The sequence below is a fragment of the Aeromonas sp. R2-2 genome (assembly GCF_040908355.1).
Taxonomy (GTDB): domain Bacteria; phylum Pseudomonadota; class Gammaproteobacteria; order Enterobacterales; family Aeromonadaceae; genus Aeromonas; species Aeromonas veronii.
In genome coordinates this window covers 1-18,850 of record NZ_JBFODQ010000088.1, presented here as the reverse complement: position 1 = coordinate 18,850, position 18,850 = coordinate 1, and the positions used below count along the sequence as shown (strand labels likewise).

Below are 18,850 nucleotides of genomic sequence, written 5' to 3'. Positions count from 1 at the left end.
GAAGTCTGGCACCTCTCTCCCCATATAAAGGGCAGTTTTGCACGAATTGTGCTTGCACACCGCTCAATGTGGGGGATGTGTGGCTCGACTCAACCAAAGTGCGCCGCTATAATGCCGCGTCATATTTTCTCATCACAAAGACATATCGTTGTCTTTATAAACAGGAAGACTCCGGGCTTTGCCCAGGGGCAATAAAGGGTCAGCACACAGTGCTGAGTTGAACGAGGTAGAAGAATGCAAGTTTCTGTAGAGACAACCCAGGGTCTGGAACGCCGTCTTACCATCACTGTACCGGCCGCTACCGTAGACGCCGCTGTGCGTAAAGAATTGAATGGCCTGGCCAAAACTCGTCGCATCGACGGTTTCCGTCCTGGCAAGGCTCCGGTTGCCATCATCAAGAAGATGTTCGGCGCCATGGCTCACGCCCGCGTTGCTGATGAAATGATGCAGAGCAACTTCATCAAAGCCATCATCGAAAACAAACTGAGCCCGGCTGGTGCCCCGACCATGGATCCGAAAGAGATCAAAGAAGGTCAGGATTTCGAATTCACCGCCACTTTCGAAGTGTATCCGGAGTTCGAAGTTGCAGGTCTTGAGACCATCAAGGTCGAGAAGCCGGTTGCGACCGTGAAGGACGAAGATCTGGCCAACATGATCGACACCCTGCGCAAGCAGCACGCTACCTGGGCTGATGCCGATGTTGCCGCTGCCAATGGCATGCGTGTGACCATGGACTTCGTCGGTTCCATCGACGGTGAAGAGTTCGATGGCGGCAAAGCTGAAGGCTTCAACCTGGTTCTGGGCGCTGGCCGTATGATCCCAGGCTTCGAAGACGCCATCATGGGCAAGAAAGCAGGCGACGAGTTCACCATCGAAGTGACCTTCCCTGCTGACTACCACGCTGAAAACCTGAAAGGCAAAGAAGCCAAGTTCGCTTCCAAGCTTAATAAGGTTGAAGAGCAGATCCTGCCTGAGCTGACCGAAGAGTTCGTGAAGCGTTTCGGTATCGAAAGCGGTTCTGTTGAAGAGCTGAAAGCCGAAGTGCGCAAGAACATGGAGCGCGAACTGGCTCAAGCCCTGAAAAACAGCGTGAAAGAGCAGGTTCTGAACGGTCTGGTTGAAGCCAACCAAATCGACCTGCCGAAAGCAGCTGTTGCTCAAGAGATCGACGCACTGCGTCAGCAGGCTCTGCAGCGCTTCGGTGGTTTCCAGGGCGGTAACGCTCCCGATCTGCCGGCTGAACTGTTCCAGGCTCAAGCCGAGCGTCGTGTACGCGTAGGCCTGCTGCTGGGTGATGTGATCCGCACCAACGAGATCAAGGCTGACGATGCCCGTGTAAACAGCATCATCGAGTCCATGGCGACTGCCTACGAAGATCCGAAGGAAGTGATCGAGTACTACCAGAAGAACGAACAGATGCTGAACGGCGTTCGTAACCTGGCAGTAGAAGATCAAGCCATCGACCTGATCCTGTCCAAAGCGCAAGTGACCGAAAAAGAAGTTGCCTTTGACGAAGTGATCAACAAGTCTGGCGCCGCTGCCTAAGAACATTTGACTTAAGGTCAAGACTGTTAAGTATAATGGCTCGTGTGATCTCCACTCGGGCCATTTTATTTTAGGGACAATGCCTTATGTACAAGAACTATAACGATATGACCGATTCTCCCAGCAATGCGCTGGTCCCCATCGTGGTCGAACAGACTGCCAAGGGTGAACGTTCCTACGATATTTACTCCCGTCTGCTGAAAGAGCGGGTGATCTTTCTGACCGGTCAGGTTGAAGATCACATGGCCAATCTGGTGGTTGCCCAGTTGCTGTTCCTCGAATCCGAGAATCCGGACAAGGACATCTATATCTACATCAACTCGCCGGGTGGTTCGGTGACTGCGGGCATGTCCATCTATGACACCATGCAGTTCATCAAGCCGGATGTCAGCACCGTCTGCATGGGGCAGGCCTGCTCCATGGGTGCCTTCCTGCTGGCTGGCGGCGCCAAGGGCAAGCGTTTCTGCCTGCCTAACGCCCGCGTGATGATCCACCAGCCGCTGGGTGGCTTCCAGGGTCAGGCATCTGATATCCAGATCCACGCCCAGGAGATCCTGAAGATCAAAAATACCCTGAACGAGCGCCTGGCGTTCCACACCGGTCAGGACATGGCTACCATCGAGCGTGACACCGATCGTGACAACTTCATGTCCGCCGAGCAGGCCGTGGCCTATGGTCTGGTTGACGGTGTCCTGAGCCAGCGTAGCTGAGCAGGGTGTCCCGGTCTGTTGTAAACTCAACAGGCCGATCCATCCTCTATTGATAAAACGAGGTTGCTGAATGACAGAGAAACGCAAGGGTGAGGGTGATAAGCTGCTCTACTGCTCTTTTTGCGGCAAAAGCCAGCATGAAGTGCGCAAGCTGATCGCTGGCCCTTCCGTCTACATATGTGATGAGTGCGTCGAGCTGTGCAACGACATCATCCGCGAAGAGATCCGCGAGATCTCGCCCAAGCGCGATGGTAACGAGCTGCCGACCCCTCATCAGATCCGCGCTCATCTCGATGACTATGTGATCGGGCAGGAGTACGCCAAGAAGGTGTTGGCCGTTGCCGTCTACAACCACTACAAGCGTCTGCGCAACAGCGGCGAAAACAGTGGTGTTGAGCTCGGCAAATCCAACATTCTGCTGATTGGCCCGACCGGTAGCGGTAAAACCCTGCTGGCCGAAACCCTGGCTCGTCTGCTGGATGTGCCGTTCACCATGGCCGATGCGACCACCCTGACCGAAGCCGGTTATGTGGGCGAGGACGTGGAGAACATCATCCAGAAGCTGCTGCAAAAGTGCGACTACGACGTAGAGAAGGCCCAGCGTGGCATCGTCTACATCGACGAGATCGACAAGATCTCTCGCAAGTCGGACAACCCCTCCATCACCCGAGATGTCTCTGGGGAAGGGGTACAGCAGGCACTGCTCAAGCTGATTGAAGGGACCATCGCTTCCGTGCCGCCGCAAGGTGGTCGCAAGCATCCGCAGCAGGAGTTCTTGCAGGTTGATACCTCCAAGATCCTCTTCATCTGCGGCGGTGCCTTTGCCGGTCTGGACAAGGTGATCGAGCAGCGTTCCGTGAAGGGAACCGGTATCGGTTTTGGCGCCGAGGTGAAATCCAAGGATGCCAAGGCCACCCTGAGCGAGACCTTCGCCAAGGTGGAGCCGGAAGATCTGATCAAGTATGGTCTCATCCCCGAGTTCATCGGCCGTCTGCCGGTGGTCGCGACCCTGACCGAGCTGGATGAGTCTGCCCTTATCCAGATCCTGAAAGAGCCGAAAAACGCGCTGACCAAACAGTACGCTGCATTGTTCGATCTGGAAGGGGTTGAGCTGGAGTTCCGTGACGATGCGCTCAACGCCATTGCCCGCAAGGCGATGGAGCGTAAAACCGGTGCTCGTGGTCTGCGTTCCATCGTGGAAGCCGTGCTGCTGGATACCATGTATGACCTGCCTTCTCTGGAAGGGGTCAGCAAGGTGGTGATCGACGAGACCGTGATCAAAGGGGACTCTGCGCCCTTGATGATCTACGAAAATCCCGAAACTCAGGCTGCTGCATCAGAGTAAATGTCTGATTTTTAATCAAATGGAAGGGGCTTTTTGCCCCTTTCATGCTTTTTACGGTTTCGGCGATTGAATCTCATCTCAGCGCCCCCATATACTCAGCCAAGCGCTTTGCCAACGGTATAACAAGCCGAGAGGACATATATGAACCTAGAGCGTTCAGAACGCATCGAGATTCCCGTCCTGCCTCTTCGTGACGTGGTGGTTTATCCCCACATGGTCATTCCACTCTTTGTGGGGCGGGAAAAATCCATTCGCTGTCTGGAAGCGGCCATGGAGCAGGACAAGAAAGTTCTGCTGGTGGCCCAGAAGGATGCGTCAACCGATGAGCCAACGGTGGAGGAGATCTTCACCGTCGGGACAGTGGCCAATATTCTGCAGATGCTCAAGCTGCCGGACGGCACCGTCAAGGTGCTGGTAGAGGGGGGACAGCGTGCCCGCCTGGAGCGGATGATCGACGACAAGGATTTCTTTGTCTGCGAGGCCCAGTACATCCCCTCCCAAGCCATTGAGGAGAAGGATCAGGAAGTACTGGTTCGCTCCGCCATCGGCCAGTTTGAAGGCTATATCAAGCTCAACAAGAAGATCCCGCCCGAGGTACTGACCTCGATCTCGGCGATCGACGATGCTGCGCGTCTGGCTGACACCATGGCGGCCCACATGCCGCTCAAGCTGGAAGACAAGCAGAAGGTGCTGGAGATCGTCTCGGTTTCCGAGCGCATCGAATTCCTGATGGCGATGATGGAGTCGGAAATTGACCTGCTGCAGGTCGAGAAGCGCATCCGTACTCGCGTCAAGAAGCAGATGGAAAAGAGCCAGCGCGAGTATTACCTCAACGAGCAGATGAAGGCCATCCAGAAAGAGCTGGGTGAGCTGGAAGATAGCCCGGATGAGTTTGAAGCCCTCAATCGCAAGATTGAAGAGGCTGGCATGCCGGAAGATGCCCGTGAAAAGGCCCAGGCCGAGCTTGCCAAGCTGAAGATGATGTCTCCCATGTCCGCCGAGGCTACCGTGGTTCGCAGCTATGTGGACTGGATGGTACAGGTGCCGTGGAAGGCGCGATCCAAGGTCAAGAAAGACCTTGGCAAGGCGCAAGAGGTGCTGGATGCCGATCACTATGGCCTCGAGAAGGTCAAGGATCGCATCCTCGAATATCTGGCGGTACAGGCGCGGGTGAACAAGCTCAAGGGCCCCATCCTCTGTCTGGTTGGGCCTCCCGGTGTGGGCAAGACCTCGCTGGGCCAATCCATCGCCAAGGCGACAGGCCGCAAATATGTGCGGATGGCTCTGGGTGGGGTGCGTGACGAAGCGGAGATCCGTGGTCACCGCCGTACCTATATCGGTTCCATGCCCGGCAAACTCATCCAGAAGATGGCGAAAGTCGGCGTGAAGAACCCGCTGTTCCTGCTCGACGAGATCGACAAGATGAGCTCGGACATGCGTGGCGATCCCGCATCCGCCTTGCTGGAAGTGCTGGATCCGGAACAGAACAACAGCTTCAACGATCACTATCTGGAAGTGGATTATGACCTGTCGGACGTCATGTTCGTGGCCACCTCCAACTCCATGAACATCCCGGGTCCCTTGCTGGACCGGATGGAAGTGATCCGTCTCTCCGGTTACACCGAAGATGAGAAGCTCAACATTGCCAAGCAGCATCTGGTTGCCAAGCAGATCCAGCGCAACGGCCTGAAAGAGTCCGAGATCACCATCGAAGATTCTGCCCTGGTTGGAGTGATCCGCTACTACACCCGCGAGGCGGGGGTGCGGAGTCTGGAGCGCGAGATCTCCAAGATTTGTCGCAAGGCGGTCAAGCGTATCCTGCTGGACAAGAGCATCAAGCATGTTCAGGTCAATCAGGAGAACCTCAAGGAGTTCCTCGGGGTGCAGCGTTTCGATTACGGCAAGGCCACCGACCAGAACCAGGTGGGTCAGGTGTGTGGTCTGGCGTGGACCGAAGTGGGGGGCGATCTGCTCACCATCGAGACCACCAACATGCCGGGCAAGGGCAAGCTCACTTATACCGGTTCCCTCGGTGACGTGATGCAGGAGTCCATCCAGGCGGCCATGACGGTCGTACGGGCCCGTGCCGAGAAGCTGCGCATCAACGCCGACTTCTACGAGAAGCGCGATATCCACGTGCACGTACCGGAAGGGGCAACCCCGAAAGATGGCCCGAGCGCCGGTATCGCCATGTGTACCGCCCTAGTCTCCAGCTTGACCGGTAATCCGGTTCGTGCTGATGTGGCGATGACAGGGGAGATCACCTTGCGCGGCGAAGTGCTGCCCATCGGTGGTCTCAAGGAGAAGTTGCTGGCAGCCCATCGTGGCGGCATCAAGCGAGTGCTTATTCCGAAAGAGAACGAGCGTGACCTTGAGGAGATCCCGGCAAACGTCAAACAAGACCTTGAAATTTATCCGGTTCGCTGGATTGACGAGGTGCTGGAATTGGCGTTGCAGGACAATCCACAGGGGTTTGAGCGCGTTTCTGTCGTGTAAATGTTGATGCGCCGCAAATTTGGCGCATTCGGCGGGTGGTTAAGGCTTGCATGCGCCCGATAACGGAAGTAGCCTTGACCACCGATCGGGTACTCGTGATGAGTCGCAATGCGTTGTGTGGCGCGGGTTTGCGCCAGATTGTCACTTGCAACTGATCAGGAGGCTTGCTATAAAACCTCCACTTGTTGTGGCCAGGGAAATCAGCGCCGCAGCGGTGTTTGATAAAAGGGGAATATAAGAGTGAATAAATCTCAACTGATTGACAAGATTGCAGACGGTGCCGATATCTCCAAAGCTGCCGCTGGCCGTGCGTTGGATGCCTTCATTGATGCTGTTGGTGAAGCGCTGAAAGAGGGTGACCAGGTTGCTCTGGTTGGTTTCGGTACTTTCGCTGTACGCGAGCGTGCTGCCCGTTCAGGCCGTAACCCGCAGACTGGCGCGACCATCGAAATCGCTGCTGGTAAAGTTCCTGCCTTCAAAGCCGGTAAGGCCCTGAAAGACGCTGTTAACTAAGTCGGTCGCTGATATCCGTCGGCTACCGTCCTTGGTCGCAGACCAGACAAGTTAGAGAGTCTTCTCTCATACTGATTGACCAAGGCGCATCGCAATCGGTGCGCCTTTTTATTGTTTACGCCCATCGAGTTCGGGAGCATAAGTACAAACATGATGTTGGATAAACTACGCGAAGGGGCGCAGGGCAAGGTAGCCAAGGTTATCTTGGGCCTGATCATCCTCTCCTTTGCCTTGGCTGGTGTAGGTAGTTACCTGAACGGCCCGGCCCGTACCGCCCCCGCCACCGTCAATGGCACCGAGATCAGTGCTGCGGCACTGGAAAATGCCTATCGTAACGAGCGCGCCCGCATGGAATCCCAGATGGGAGAGGCATTCAGCCAGCTGGCCGCGAACCCCGATTACATGAAACAGTTCCGTCGCGGTGTGCTGGATCGGCTGATCGATCAGGCTCTGCTGGACAGCAAGGCCCGTGAACTGGGTCTACGCATCAGCGACGAACAGATCAAGCAAGCCATCGTGGCCATGCCGGAATTTGCCGAGAACGGCAAGTTTAACAATGACCGCTATCTGCAGCTGATCCGTCGTGCCGGCATGACTCCTGAAATGTTCCGTGACTCCCTGCGTCAGGACATGGTGCGTCAACAGTTGATGAGCGCTCTGCTGGGCACCGAATTCTCCCTCAAGGGTGAAGCGGAGCAGCTCGACAAGCTCTACAACCAGACTCGCGATCTGCGTCTGGTACGTCTGGCTGCCGCCAACTACATGGCTGACGTTCAGGTCTCCGACAACGAGCTGGAGCAGTACTACAAGACCAATGGCGCCCGTTTCATGAACGACGAGCAGGTCAAGGTTGACTATCTGCTGCTGGACGCCGCCAACCTCGCCAAGGATATCAAGGTCACCGAGCAGGATGCCCAGGATTACTACGATCAGCACCAGGATCTGTTCCAGCGTGCCGAGCGTCGCCATGTGGCTCATATCCTGATCCCGTTTGGCAAGGATGAGAAAGCGGCCGAGCAGAAAGCAGAAGCCGTTTTGGCCAAAGCCAAGGCTGGTGAAGATTTCGCTGCGCTGGCCAAGGCTGACTCTTCCGATACCTTCTCTGCCAAAAAAGGCGGCGAGCTGGACTGGTTCGAGAAAGGGGTGATGGATCCGGCCTTCGAGAAAGCCGCGTTCGCCCTGGACAAGGCTGGCGATCTCTCCGGCGTGGTGAAGAGCCCGTTCGGTTTCCACATCATCAAGCTGCTGGGGGTTGAAGCAGCCCAGACCAAGCCGTTTGCCGATGTGAAAGATGAGACCATCACTCGTCTGCAAGCTGACAAGGCCAAGGAGAAGTTCTTCGCCGAGCAGCAGAAGATGGCTGACAACAGCTTCGAAAACCCGGATTCGCTGGATCTGACCGCTGATGCCATGGGGATGAAGGTTCAATCTTCCGATTTCTTCACCCAGGCGACTGCTCCGGCTCCGCTGAACGATCCCAAGGTGCTCTCTGTTGCATTCTCCGAACAGCTGCGCGATGACAATACCAACTCCGACGTGATCGAGCTGGCTGACGGCAAGGCGCTGGTGCTGCACATCACTGGTCACAAGCCCAAAGCGGTCAAGCCGCTGGCCGAGGTGAAAGAGCAGGTGATTGCCGCCATCAAGCATGACAAGGCTAGCGAAGTGGCCCGTGGCAAGGCCCAGGGCCTGCTGGACAAGCTGAAAGTCGGTGAGAGCATCACCGCCGATCTGACTGCACTCGGTCTGAAAGTGGAGACCCACAAAGGGGTTGCCCGCTTCGATCGCGAGCTGGATCAGAACCTGATTGCCCAGGCGTTCACGCTGCCCCATCCGATCGACGGCAAGCCGAGCGTGGCTCTGGTTGCCGAGACCAATGGTGACCGCGTTGTGGTTGCGCTGGACAAGGTCAACGTCCCTGCCGCCGCATCCGGCATGGCCGCCATGCTGCAAGCTCAGCTGGGTCAGGGCAAAGCCCAGGTGGATTACAAGTCTCTGATCGACGAGCTGCGCAAAGCGGCCAAGATCGAGTACTTCACTAGTGTGGAAGCGACCGTCGAGTAATCGGCACTGCGCAATCCATTGAAAACGGCTCCGTGATGGAGCCGTTTTTTTATCTGTGGGCAAGAGGGGGAGACTCAAGCTCTGTGCTCTGTGCTCTGTGCTCTGTGCTCTGTGCTCTGTCTGTTCTGTGGCGTGTAGTCACACCACTGCTATACGCCATCTCAGTCGTCTAAATACGGGATATAAAAAAACCGGCACCTGAGTGCCGGTTTTGCATTGCGCACTTGCGCAGGAGCGGGGTTATACCACGCCCTGGGTGCGCAGGTAATCCTCGTAGGTGCCGCCGAAGTCGCGGATGCCGTCTTCGCTCAGCTCCAGGATGCGGGTCGCCAGCGAGGAGACGAATTCGCGGTCGTGAGAGACGAAGATCAGGGTGCCCTTGTACATCTCGAGTGCCAGGTTCAAGGATTCGATAGATTCCATGTCCAGGTGGTTGGTCGGCTCATCCATGATCAGGATATTGGGGCGCTGCATCATCAGCTTGCCGAACAGCATGCGGCCCTGTTCACCACCGGAGAGCACCTTGACCGGCTTCTTGATGTCGTCCTGGGAGAAGAGCAGACGACCCAATACTGAGCGCACAGCCTGCTCGTCTTCGTTCTCCTGTTTCCACTGGGCCATCCAGTCGAACACGTTGAGATCAGTGTCGAAATCTTCGGCGTGATCCTGGGCGTAGTAACCGATCTGGGCGTTCTCGGACCACTTGATGGTACCGGTATCCGGTGCCAGATCCCCGACCAGCGTCTTGATCAGAGTCGATTTACCGATACCGTTGGTACCCAGAATGGCGACCTTCTCACCTACTTCCAGCATCATGTTAAGGCCCTTGAACAGGGGCGCCTCGCCATAACCTTTGGACAGGCCTTCGATCTCCAGAATGTTGCGGTAGAGCTTCTTCTCCTGCTCGAAGCGGATGAAGGGGTTCTGACGGCTGGAGACCTTCACTTCCTCAATCTTGATCTTGTCGATCTGCTTGAGGCGGGAGGTCGCCTGGCTGGACTTGGAGGCGTTGGCACTGAAACGGGAGACGAAGGATTGCAGATCGGCGATCTGGGCCTTCTTCTTGGCGTTGTCGGCCAGCAGACGCTCGCGCGCCTGAGTGGCGGCCAGCATGTAGTCATCGTAGTTGCCCGGATAAACGCGCAGCTCGCCGTAGTCCAGATCCGCCATGTGGGTACAGACGGAGTTCAGGAAGTGACGGTCGTGAGAGATGATGATCATGGTGCTTTCACGTTCGTTGAGCACCTGCTCCAGCCAGCGAATGGTGTTGATATCCAGGTTGTTGGTCGGTTCGTCCAGCAGCAGGATATCGGGGTTGGAGAACAGCGCCTGTGCCAGCAGCACCCGCAGTTTCCAGCCAGGGGCCACTTCGCTCATCGGGCCGTTGTGCTGCTCGATGGGAATACCGGCACCCAGCAGCAGTTCACCTGCGCGGGACTCGGCGGTATAGCCGTCATACTCGGCGACCAGACCTTCCAGCTCGGCGGCCTTCATGTAGTCGTCGTCGGTGGCTTCTAGGTTGGCGTAGATGGCATCGCGCTCGGCGATGGCCGCCCACAGCTCGGTGTGACCCATCATGACTACGTCCAGTACGCGCATATCTTCGTAGGCGAACTGATCCTGACGCAGCTTACCGATACGCTCGTTGACGTCCAGGCTCACATTACCGCCAGTGGGCTCCAGATCACCGCCGAGGATCTTCATAAAGGTGGACTTGCCACAGCCGTTGGCGCCGATAAGGCCATAGCGGTTGCCGCCGCCAAACTTGACGTTGATGTTCTCAAACAGCGGCTTGGCGCCGAACTGCATGGTGATGTTGTTGCTACTAAGCATAGTGTGTTAAAAAATTCCTTAATTATCAGTGCATTGCTGCGCTGGTTGAAAACTCTGGGGCGCTATTGGGGCAAATGCCCATTTTTTTGCATCGAACTCCAGATAGAATCGACCTCACTTCGGCTGGCCGATTCGATCCATTTTCCATAGACCTCTTGCAACATTCTTGCAGAGTTGTGACCCATCTGTTCAGCTATGAACGCAAGGTTTCCGTGAGCGGTGATGTTCCAACTGGCATAAGTATGCCTAAGTTGGTAGGCTCGGCGATAACGAACCCCAGACTTCTTGATTGCTGCCTGCCATAGGGCCGCCAGGAAAACACCAGAGTAAAAAGGTGGCCTGTCCGGCACAACTTTGGTTGGTCGGAAGACTGGGCGCAATGTTTGGCGCACGATCATGCCACCTGGTAGGTGCATGTCAATCTCTGCGTCCAAAAGTGCCCCAGTTATCTTGAATTGATCCTGCAGCGCGTTCAGCGCAGGGGGCAAAAGATGAACTGTTCTTGTCCTGTTTGTCTTCGGTAGCTTGAATTGCATCTTTTGCTGAGTAAGGTTTCGGCGCACATGCAGGATCTTTTTTTCAAAATCGATGTCACCCCAGCTTAATGCCCTCAGCTCACCGGGCCGGAGCTCGGTGTAGGCGAGGACCAGCAATATGTTCTTAAATTGCCTATTCGCTGTGGCATACCTTACTGCAGCACTTGTAGGCAGATGGCGAAGCGGTTCGCATGATTGCCCTGCTGGTGTTGGGGGATGGTCGCTTTGCCGCTTGCCATAAGTGACGCCAGCTTGTTGATACTCGCCATGAAGTCGACGTTGATTATGAGATTCAAGATATTGGTCTAGCCCCGTGCGTTGGCCAGTACTGGGGGCTGCGTCGATACAGTGTTTTGCATATCGAGGATCTATAAAAGAGGTTTGCGGGAAGCTCTTCAGCCGATTCTTGTGCTTCAACCAGATTTGGGGATACAGGGTTCTTTTAGGTCGATGCATTGGCGCTCCCCGGCAGCTTGATACGGCGGTATCGCGATTTCCCCCACACCATCATGGCTTGGGTAGTAGTTGCGTTCTCGTCAGATGATGATGTTACGCAGAGTCATGAATCGCTGTACCTCGGGGAAGCCCGCCCCTATTTGTCGATACCTGCTATCGGATATCCCGGTTTGGCGTGGCCGGGCTGGATCGGCATAATGGCGGCTTGCCGTATCGAGGAGATTGTATGAAATATATCGGAGCCCACGTCAGTGCGGCCGGCGGGGTGGAGAATACCATCGCCCGCGCCCAGGCCATCGGGGCCAACGCGTTTGCCCTCTTTACCAAGAATCAACGTCAGTGGCAGGCGGCCCCCTTGTCGGATGCCACCATCCGTGCCTTCAAGGTGGCCTGTGACAAGGCCGGTTTTCTGCCGGAGCAGATCCTGCCTCACGACAGTTACCTCATCAATCTGGGCCACCCGGATCCCGATGGTCTGGCCAAATCCCGCGATGCGTTTCTCGACGAGATGAAGCGCTGCGAGCAGTTGGGGCTTTGCTATCTGAACTTCCACCCCGGTAGCCATCTCAAGCAGATCCCAGAGGCGGCCAGCCTCAAGTTGGTGAGCGAGTCCATCAACTGGGCGCTGGAGCGCAGTGAAGGGGTGACGGCGGTGATCGAGAATACCGCCGGGCAGGGGACCAACCTCGGCTGGTCGTTCGAGCACCTGGCCACCATCATCGAGGGGGTGGAGGACAAGAGCCGGGTCGGGATCTGTTTCGATACTTGCCACGCCTTTGCCGCTGGCTACGATCTGCGCACTGCCGAGAGCTGCGCTGCCGTCTTTGCAGAGTTCGACCGCACGGTGGGTTTTCACTATCTCAAGGGGATGCATATCAACGGCGCCAAGTGTACCTTCGGTAGCCGGGTCGATCGCCATCACAGCTTGCGGGAGGGCAATCTGGGGGAGGCTGTATTCCACCACATCATGAATGATGATCGCTTCGATCGCATTCCGCTGATCCTCGAGACCATAGACGAGTCCATCTGGGGCGAGGAGATCAGCTGGTTGCGCAGTCTGGCGAAGTGATACTCAGAAGCGAATCAAAGAGAGGGAGCCGTGGCTCCCTCTCTGCTTTTTCAGTTATTGGCGGGCGGGCCTGCCAGCGGCGCTCCGAGCGGGCGTTACTCTGCGCGGCTCACTTCGGCATTGTTCACCTGAGCCCGGCAGAAGTGGATAAAGTGGCGCAGGGAGGTGGAGTGGTACTTCTGCTTGTGCCAGATAAGGGAGAGCTGGCGCGGGAAGCGGCGGGAGAGGGGCAGGGCGATCAGCCGCCCATCTGCCAGGCGATCCGAGGCTGCCAGCCGGGAGATAAAGGAGATGCCAAGCCCCTTCTCCACCGCCAGCATCACCGCCTCCAGGGTGTTGAGTTCAAGCCCTGGTTGCCAGCGGGGCAGCTCGGGCTGGATCTGCTGGATAAACTGCTCGCGGCTGCCCGATTGCGCTTCACGCAATACCCAGGTCTCGCCCCCAAGTCGGGAGAGGGAGAGCTCCTTCTTGTTGGCAAGCGGGTGACCGGGTGGGGCCACCACCAGCATCTCGTCCTGCAGCCAGGGTTCGGCGAGCAGGTCGGGGTGGTGGTTCTCCCCCTCGATCAGCGCCATATCCAGCTCGAAGTTGGCCAGCGCATGACAGAGCAGGTGAGTGTTGTTGATGGTCACCTTGGGGGGGAGTCCCAGCTCCTGTTTGCTGTTGGCGAGCAGGGTGGGGAGCAGGTAGTTGCCGATGGTCTGGCTGGCACCAAGGCGCAGCTGGCCGCTCGGCTCGGCATCGGGGCTGAACAGGTTCTCGATATCCTGCATCCGGGTCAGCAGCTCTTCGGCGGCCGGTTGCAGCAGGCGCCCCTCGTTGTTGAGCTGCAATCTGGGGTGAATGCGGTCAAACAACGGGGTGGAGAGCTGGCGCTCCAGCTCCTGCAGCGACTGGGAGACAGCCCCCTTGCTCAGGCAGAGCTCGTTGGCGGCAAGGCCAAGGTTTCCATAGCGGGCAATGGTGGCGAACACTTTCAGCTGCTGCAGGGTCAGTTTCATCGTGTTTGGTTTTCCTGAATGATTGATTTAATTCATTTAGATATCGTAAACGATAAGGGGGCATTATCCTATCGCCATAGTCATCAATAGAAAGGTGTCATCATGATCGCAAGAACCCGTAAATCACTGGCTGCCGCCCCAACACCCATGGCGGGTCTGGCGCTGGGCATCGCCAGCCTTGGTTGGTGTTGGGAAAATGCCGGTCACTTCGATGGCCGGATGCAACTGCTGGGCGCTGCCATCGCGGCCGTGCTGCTGGTGATCCTGACCTTCAAGTTTCTGCTCCACCCCCGCCTGCTGTTGCAGGATCTCGCTCACCCCGTGGTGGGCAGTGTGGTTCCGACCTATGCCATGGGCACCATGGTGGTCTCCAAAGCGCTGGGTATGATTGCGCCGCAAGCGGGCGAGGTCCTCTGGCTGTTTGCCGTGGCGGTTCACCTGCTGTTCCTGGCCACCTTTATCTGGCATCGCGCCAAAGAGTTTGAAATCCACCACATGGTGCCGAGCTGGTTCGTGCCGCCGGTGGGGATCATCGTGGCTGACGTCGCCTTCCCGGGCGGTCAGTTTGCCCCGCTGGCCAACGGCCTGCTCTGGTTCGGGATCATCTGCTACGGCCTGATGTTGCCGCTGATGCTCTATCGCCTGATCTTCAGCCATGAAGTGCCGGATGCCGCCAAACCGACCATCGCCATTCTGGCGGCCCCTGCCAGCCTCTCTCTGGCCGGTTACCTGACCGTCAGCCAGGAGCCGTCACTGCTGCTGGTGGCCGTGCTGTTGGGGATCGCCATCCTGATGACCGGTATCATCTATCTGGCCTTCATCAAACTGCTGCGTCTGCCCTTCTCGCCGGGTTATGCCGCCTTTACCTTCCCGCTGGTGATCGGTGCCACTGCTCTGTTCAAAGTGGCTCATCTGGTTGAAGGGTTTGCGCAAGGCAGTCACTACGTCGAGCAGATCAGACTGCTAGCCCACTTCGAGCTGGGGGTGGCTACCGTGATCGTCGGGTATGTGGCACTGCGTTACCTGATGTTTTTTCTGCCGCAGCGTGATACAGAAATGAGCAACGGCATGGCTCGTCAAGGGGCTCACCGATAAACCTTGATGATGTGACATCGGGAAATGGATAAGCAGTGCGCTCCGAGAGCGACGGGATAAACGACCAGTCATACGATGGATGGACAAAGAGCCTCCACCCTGGTTGTGTAACGAGCAAAATGCCCCGCAGTGCGGGGCATTTTTTTATGGTTTTTTGATGTGGCGCTCGTGGCGGGCTATTTGCCATGGATTTAACTGGTATTACCTGTCAGGACGACTACAATGCAGCACCACTTTTTCGCTCGACCCCAATACATGTCGTCCCAAGATCCCGTATTTGACTCCTCTTTTGAAGCCCGTTTTCTGCATCCCCGCTACTGGTTTAGCTGGCTGGCGCTCGGCGTGCTGATGCTGCTCGCCTTTGTGCCGGTGCGATTGCGCGACCGTTTGGCCGAAGCCTTGGCACCGCTGGTGTTTCGTATCTCGAAAAAACAGATTTATATCGCCAGAACCAATCTGGAGATCTGCTTCCCGGACAAGAGCCCGGAAGAGCGGGATGCCATTGCACTGACCTCGATCCGGGTCGGCCTCAAGAGTCTGTTGGGATTTGGCGAGTTCACCATGCGCAGCCAGCGTTATCTGATGAGCCGGATGCAGGTGAGCGGTTGGGAGCATATCGAGGCGGAGCGGGCGGCCGGCCGTCCGGTGATCCTGGTGGTGCCCCATACCTGGCCGGTGGATGCCGCCGGTTACTGCTTCACCCAGCGCGGGGTGCCCATGTGCACCATGATGAAACGGGCGCGCAATCCGGTGTTTGACTGGCACCTCAACCGTGCACGAGCCAAGAACGGTTGCCGCGTCTATGAGCGCAGCGCCGGGATCAAGGCGGTGATCAGGACCATCAAGAGCGGTCGCAGCTTCTTCTATCTGCCGGATCAGGATCATGGCCGCGAGAAGAGCATCTTCGCCCCCTTCTTTGGCTATCCCAAAGCGACCCTGCCTGCCTTGCCCCGTCTGGTGCAGGTCAGTGGCGCCAAGGCGGTGCCGCTGCTCGCCTGCTATGACGAAGCGAACCACTGCTACCGGCTGGAGATTGAGGCACCGTTCGACAACTATCCCACCGAGGATGTGATGGCCGATACCTGTCGCATGAACGACATGGTGCAACAGCAGCTGATGCGCCATCCGGGCCAGTACATGTGGTTCCTCAAGATCTTCGATACCCGTGAAGATCAGGAGGGGCTGGATGGCCTCTACGAAGAGGGGATACGCCGGATCCGCAAGGGATTGTCGCCCCACGGCTGACCCCGAATTTAGATTGATTGATATGGCCCCAGGTGGGCCATTTTTTATGATAACTCGTCTGATCAGTGCCTTGCAGGTCGATGGCCAGCCTCCCCAGGGTAGAAAAAAATGTCAGGATAACTACAATAACCGTTTGTTTTTGATGACTTGATGGTCGCCATGTCTGCGTTAGATCCGGTATTTGATACCTCATTTCATAGCCGCCTGCTGCATCCCAAATGGTGGGGCAGCTGGTGCGCGCTGGGCTTGCTCTCCCTGCTGGCATTTACCCCCGCGAGACTGAGGGATCGCTTTGCCGATCTGGTCTCTCCAACCCTGCTGCGTTTTTCGAAAAAGCAGGCCTATATCGCAGATACCAACCTCAAGATCTGCTTTCCCGAGCTGGATGCCGCCGCACGTCAGGCGCTGCTGCTCAAATCGATCCGGGTCGGGCTCAAGACCTTTATGGGCTTTGGCGAGCTCAGCTGGCGCAGCAAGGCGCGACTGACCCGCCGCATCAAGGTCACCGGCTGGGAGCATGTGCAAGCGGAGCAGGCTGCAGGCCGCCCGGTGATCCTGGTGGTGCCTCACACCTGGGCGGTCGACATGATTGGCCGCTACTTCTCCATGATGGGCATCGAGATGTGCACCATGATGAAGAGCCCGAAAGATGAGGTGTTCGACTGGTACATCAACCGCGAGCGGGCCAAAGGGGGCAAGGTCTATGAGCGCAGCGCCGGGATCAAACCGGCGATCAAGTCGATCCGCGCCGGCGCCAGTTTTTTTTACCTGCCGGATCAGGATCACGGCCGCGAGGCGAGTGTGTTTGTTCCCTTTTTTGGTCGCCCCAAGGCAACCCTGCCAGCCTTGCCCAAGCTGGTGAAGCTGACCGGTGCCAGAGCGGTGCCCATCTTCGCCAGCTATGACGAGGATGAGGGGCGCTATCTGCTGGAGATCGAGCCGCCGTTTGACCCTTATCCCACCGCCGATCTGCTGGCAGACGTCAATGCCATGAACCGGGTGGTAGAGATGCAGGTGGCGCGCCATCCCGAGCAGTGCATGTGGTTTCTCAAGATCTTCGAAACCCTGGAGCATCAGGAGGGGGATGACGGCCTCTATGAAGCGGGGATCCAGCGTATTCGTCAGGGCTTGCCGCCCGAACCTTGAAAATTGGCCCGCTTGCGGGCCATTTTTGTTGGCACAGGCGCCTTTCGTATTTGGTCTGCTGCGGGTGGTTTTTAAGGCGAACGGGTGGACAAAAACAGCGCAAACAGGGGATAACAGGGTGTCTTATGAAAGGGAGAGGCAGGTGAGCGTGCGCGGAGCTATCTTCGAGAGCGGAAATAGGGTAAAAGGGCGGCCATGAAAATTCCAAATCGAATCCAACCTCTGGTTGATGACGGCCTGGTCGATGAGGTCGTCAGCCGGTTGATGAGCGGCAAAGAGGCCGACGTCTATGTGGTGCGCTGCGGCGACGAGATCCGCTGCGCCAAAGTCTATAAAGAGGCGTCCAAGCGCAGCTTCAAGCAGGCCGTGGTCTATCAGGAGGGGCGCAAGGTGCGTAACAGCCGCAGCGCTCGCGCCATGGAGAAGGGCTCCAAGTACGGCCGCAAACAGCATGAAGAGGTGTGGCAGAACACCGAGGTCGACGCTCTGTTCAAGCTGGCGGCGGCCGGTGTGCGGGTGCCGCAGCCTTATGTTTGTCTGGACGGCGTTCTGCTGATGGAGCTTATCACCGATGAGGATGGCAATGTCGCGCCGCGCCTCAACGATGTGGCGCTTACCCCCGAGCAGGCGGTCATCGACCATGCCAAGGTGATCCGTTACGTGGTGCGGATGCTCTGCGCCGGTCTCATCCACGGCGATCTTTCCGAATTCAATGTGCTGGTGGATGAACAGGGCCCGGTCATCATCGACCTGCCCCAGGTGGTGGATGCCGCGGCCAACAACCAGGCCAAGGCGATGCTGGAGCGGGACGTCAACAATATGCGCAACTACTACGGCATGTATGCCCCCGAGCTGCTCAAGACCCGTTATGCCCAGGAGATGTGGGCCTTGTTTGAAGATGGCAAACTTACCCCCGAGAGCGAGCTTACCGGTCACTTTGAAGAGAGCCGCGCCGCCATCGATCTCGATTCGGTGCTGCAGGAGATTGAGAGCGCCGAAGAGGAGGCCTATGCCCGTCAGGCCCGGATGAAGGCGGAGCAGGAAGACAGCTACTAACGGTCTTGCCACGTTTGTAAGAAGAGCGCCTTGGGGGCGTAATGCCAGTCAGTTAAGCCTGACTGGCATTGTTTTTATTGGCTTTTTTCACTGCATTGTCCCGTTCTGAATATGGTTTACACCTTTCTCCCCAATAAATGGAGAACCCGATGGGACAAGGTGTGAAACGGACACAGCGCGATTACTCGCTGACTTTTAAACTGGCGCTGGTCGAGCAGATTGAAAAAGGCGAGCTCACCTACAAACAGGCTCAGGTGCGTTATGGCATTCAGGGCCGCTCCACCGTTCTGGTATGGTTGCGTAAACATGGTCGGCAAGATTGGAGCCAGGGGGCTTCTGTTCGTGCCGGCAGGAGCATCACCATGCTTGACCCCGACAACCAGACGCCCGAGCAGCGTATCAAGGAACTCGAGCAACAGCTGGCGCTGATGAGCCAGAAATCCCAGTTCTTTGAAGCCGTCGTCGATGTACTGAAGAATGACTACGGCGTCTCCATCGTAAAAAAGCGACCCGGCAAGCCCTCTCGCAGCGGCAAGTCGAGAGACTGACCATTGTCAGGGCTTGCCTGTTTCTGGGGATAAGCCGGCAGGCTTACTACAAGCGCAATCGGGTCGCCGACGAGCGCCATGATCAGGGATTGCAGGTGGTGCGCTTCGTGCGTCAGGTTCGACTGCGACAACCTCGGGTCGGCACTCGCAAGCTGCATTATCTGCTGCAGGGTCAGGATGATGACGGGCTCA

General features: G+C 57.1%; 14 protein-coding genes and 1 pseudogene. 12 read left to right on the top strand and 3 right to left on the bottom strand.

From position 1 onward, the window contains the following. Positions 1–234: 234 nt before the first annotated feature. The 6 genes from tig to ppiD all read left to right on the top strand — a co-directional run bounded on the left by tig (position 235) and on the right by ppiD (position 8,673). Entirely contained in the window at positions 235–1,545 is a 1,311-nt protein-coding gene (gene tig, locus AB5Z09_RS18490; RefSeq protein WP_368195957.1) for a trigger factor, read from the top strand. A gap of 86 nt (positions 1,546–1,631) precedes the next feature. Next, entirely contained in the window at positions 1,632–2,255 is a 624-nt protein-coding gene (clpP, locus tag AB5Z09_RS18485) for an ATP-dependent Clp endopeptidase proteolytic subunit ClpP (RefSeq protein WP_005336979.1), read from the top strand. A gap of 70 nt (positions 2,256–2,325) precedes the next feature. Beyond that, a complete protein-coding gene (gene clpX / locus AB5Z09_RS18480; RefSeq protein ID WP_005336977.1) occupies positions 2,326–3,600 on the top strand; it encodes an ATP-dependent protease ATP-binding subunit ClpX in 1,275 nt (424 codons plus the stop codon). 141 nt (positions 3,601–3,741) lie between these two features. Continuing rightward, complete coding sequence (gene lon / locus AB5Z09_RS18475; protein ID WP_005336976.1) at positions 3,742–6,096, top strand: endopeptidase La; 2,355 nt, start codon at positions 3,742–3,744, stop codon at positions 6,094–6,096. 240 nt (positions 6,097–6,336) lie between these two features. Continuing rightward, the gene (hupB, locus tag AB5Z09_RS18470) at positions 6,337–6,609 is read left to right on the top strand and encodes a nucleoid-associated protein HU-beta (protein WP_005315375.1); all 273 of its coding nucleotides are present in this window, start codon (positions 6,337–6,339) and stop codon (positions 6,607–6,609) included. Between the two features lie 150 nt (positions 6,610–6,759). Further along, positions 6,760–8,673, top strand: coding sequence for a peptidylprolyl isomerase (ppiD, locus tag AB5Z09_RS18465; RefSeq protein ID WP_368195956.1), 1,914 nt, complete (start codon positions 6,760–6,762; stop codon positions 8,671–8,673). 240 nt (positions 8,674–8,913) lie between these two features. On the opposite strand, the gene AB5Z09_RS18460 is transcribed toward ppiD, so the two are convergent. Then, positions 8,914–10,506 carry an ABC-F family ATPase gene (locus AB5Z09_RS18460; RefSeq protein WP_005351341.1) on the bottom strand — a complete coding sequence of 531 codons (1,593 nt, stop codon included), beginning with the start codon at positions 10,504–10,506 and terminating at the stop codon, positions 8,914–8,916. A 62-nt stretch (positions 10,507–10,568) separates the two neighbouring features. Next, positions 10,569–11,498 carry a site-specific integrase gene (locus AB5Z09_RS18455; protein WP_368195955.1) on the bottom strand — a complete coding sequence of 310 codons (930 nt, stop codon included), beginning with the start codon at positions 11,496–11,498 and terminating at the stop codon, positions 10,569–10,571. A gap of 226 nt (positions 11,499–11,724) precedes the next feature. On the opposite strand from AB5Z09_RS18455, the gene nfo reads away from it, so the two are divergent. Next, positions 11,725–12,567, top strand: coding sequence for a deoxyribonuclease IV (nfo, locus tag AB5Z09_RS18450; protein WP_139434535.1), 843 nt, complete (start codon positions 11,725–11,727; stop codon positions 12,565–12,567). 95 nt (positions 12,568–12,662) lie between these two features. Here the strand turns inward: nfo and AB5Z09_RS18445 are convergent, their stop codons facing one another. Next, entirely contained in the window at positions 12,663–13,568 is a 906-nt protein-coding gene (locus AB5Z09_RS18445) for a LysR substrate-binding domain-containing protein (RefSeq protein WP_368195954.1), read from the bottom strand. 102 nt (positions 13,569–13,670) lie between these two features. Here AB5Z09_RS18445 and AB5Z09_RS18440 point away from each other — a divergent pair, with 102 nt between their 5' ends. From AB5Z09_RS18440 to AB5Z09_RS18420, 5 genes and pseudogenes are all read left to right on the top strand, one after another. Then, on the top strand, positions 13,671–14,663 hold the full coding sequence (locus tag AB5Z09_RS18440; protein WP_236287922.1) for a TDT family transporter: 993 nt from the start codon (positions 13,671–13,673) through the stop codon (positions 14,661–14,663). Positions 14,664–14,918: 255 nt separating this feature from the next. Continuing rightward, a complete protein-coding gene (lpxM, locus tag AB5Z09_RS18435) occupies positions 14,919–15,908 on the top strand; it encodes a lauroyl-Kdo(2)-lipid IV(A) myristoyltransferase (RefSeq protein ID WP_204483432.1) in 990 nt (329 codons plus the stop codon). 150 nt (positions 15,909–16,058) lie between these two features. Beyond that, the gene (locus AB5Z09_RS18430; RefSeq protein ID WP_368195953.1) at positions 16,059–17,054 is read left to right on the top strand and encodes a lauroyl-Kdo(2)-lipid IV(A) myristoyltransferase; all 996 of its coding nucleotides are present in this window, start codon (positions 16,059–16,061) and stop codon (positions 17,052–17,054) included. A gap of 195 nt (positions 17,055–17,249) precedes the next feature. After that, positions 17,250–18,110 (top strand): PA4780 family RIO1-like protein kinase, encoded by an 861-nt coding sequence (locus AB5Z09_RS18425; RefSeq protein WP_107684862.1) that lies wholly within the window; start codon positions 17,250–17,252, stop codon positions 18,108–18,110. Positions 18,111–18,259: 149 nt separating this feature from the next. Next, positions 18,260–18,850, top strand: a pseudogene (locus AB5Z09_RS18420) (IS3 family transposase); the annotation flags it as partial.

Coding starts and splice junctions, on each gene's coding strand:
- nfo (WP_139434535.1), top strand. CDS start 11,725: ATGAAATATATCGGAGCCCACGTCAGTGCGGCCGGCGGGGTGGAGAAT.
- clpP (WP_005336979.1), top strand. CDS start 1,632: ATGTACAAGAACTATAACGATATGACCGATTCTCCCAGCAATGCGCTG.
- AB5Z09_RS18445 (WP_368195954.1), bottom strand. CDS start 13,568: ATGAAACTGACCCTGCAGCAGCTGAAAGTGTTCGCCACCATTGCCCGC.
- AB5Z09_RS18430 (WP_368195953.1), top strand. CDS start 16,059: ATGGTCGCCATGTCTGCGTTAGATCCGGTATTTGATACCTCATTTCAT.
- tig (WP_368195957.1), top strand. CDS start 235: ATGCAAGTTTCTGTAGAGACAACCCAGGGTCTGGAACGCCGTCTTACC.
- ppiD (WP_368195956.1), top strand. CDS start 6,760: ATGATGTTGGATAAACTACGCGAAGGGGCGCAGGGCAAGGTAGCCAAG.
- lon (WP_005336976.1), top strand. CDS start 3,742: ATGAACCTAGAGCGTTCAGAACGCATCGAGATTCCCGTCCTGCCTCTT.
- AB5Z09_RS18460 (WP_005351341.1), bottom strand. CDS start 10,506: ATGCTTAGTAGCAACAACATCACCATGCAGTTCGGCGCCAAGCCGCTG.
- AB5Z09_RS18425 (WP_107684862.1), top strand. CDS start 17,250: ATGAAAATTCCAAATCGAATCCAACCTCTGGTTGATGACGGCCTGGTC.
- clpX (WP_005336977.1), top strand. CDS start 2,326: ATGACAGAGAAACGCAAGGGTGAGGGTGATAAGCTGCTCTACTGCTCT.
- AB5Z09_RS18440 (WP_236287922.1), top strand. CDS start 13,671: ATGATCGCAAGAACCCGTAAATCACTGGCTGCCGCCCCAACACCCATG.
- AB5Z09_RS18455 (WP_368195955.1), bottom strand. CDS start 11,498: ATGCATCGACCTAAAAGAACCCTGTATCCCCAAATCTGGTTGAAGCAC.
- lpxM (WP_204483432.1), top strand. CDS start 14,919: ATGTCGTCCCAAGATCCCGTATTTGACTCCTCTTTTGAAGCCCGTTTT.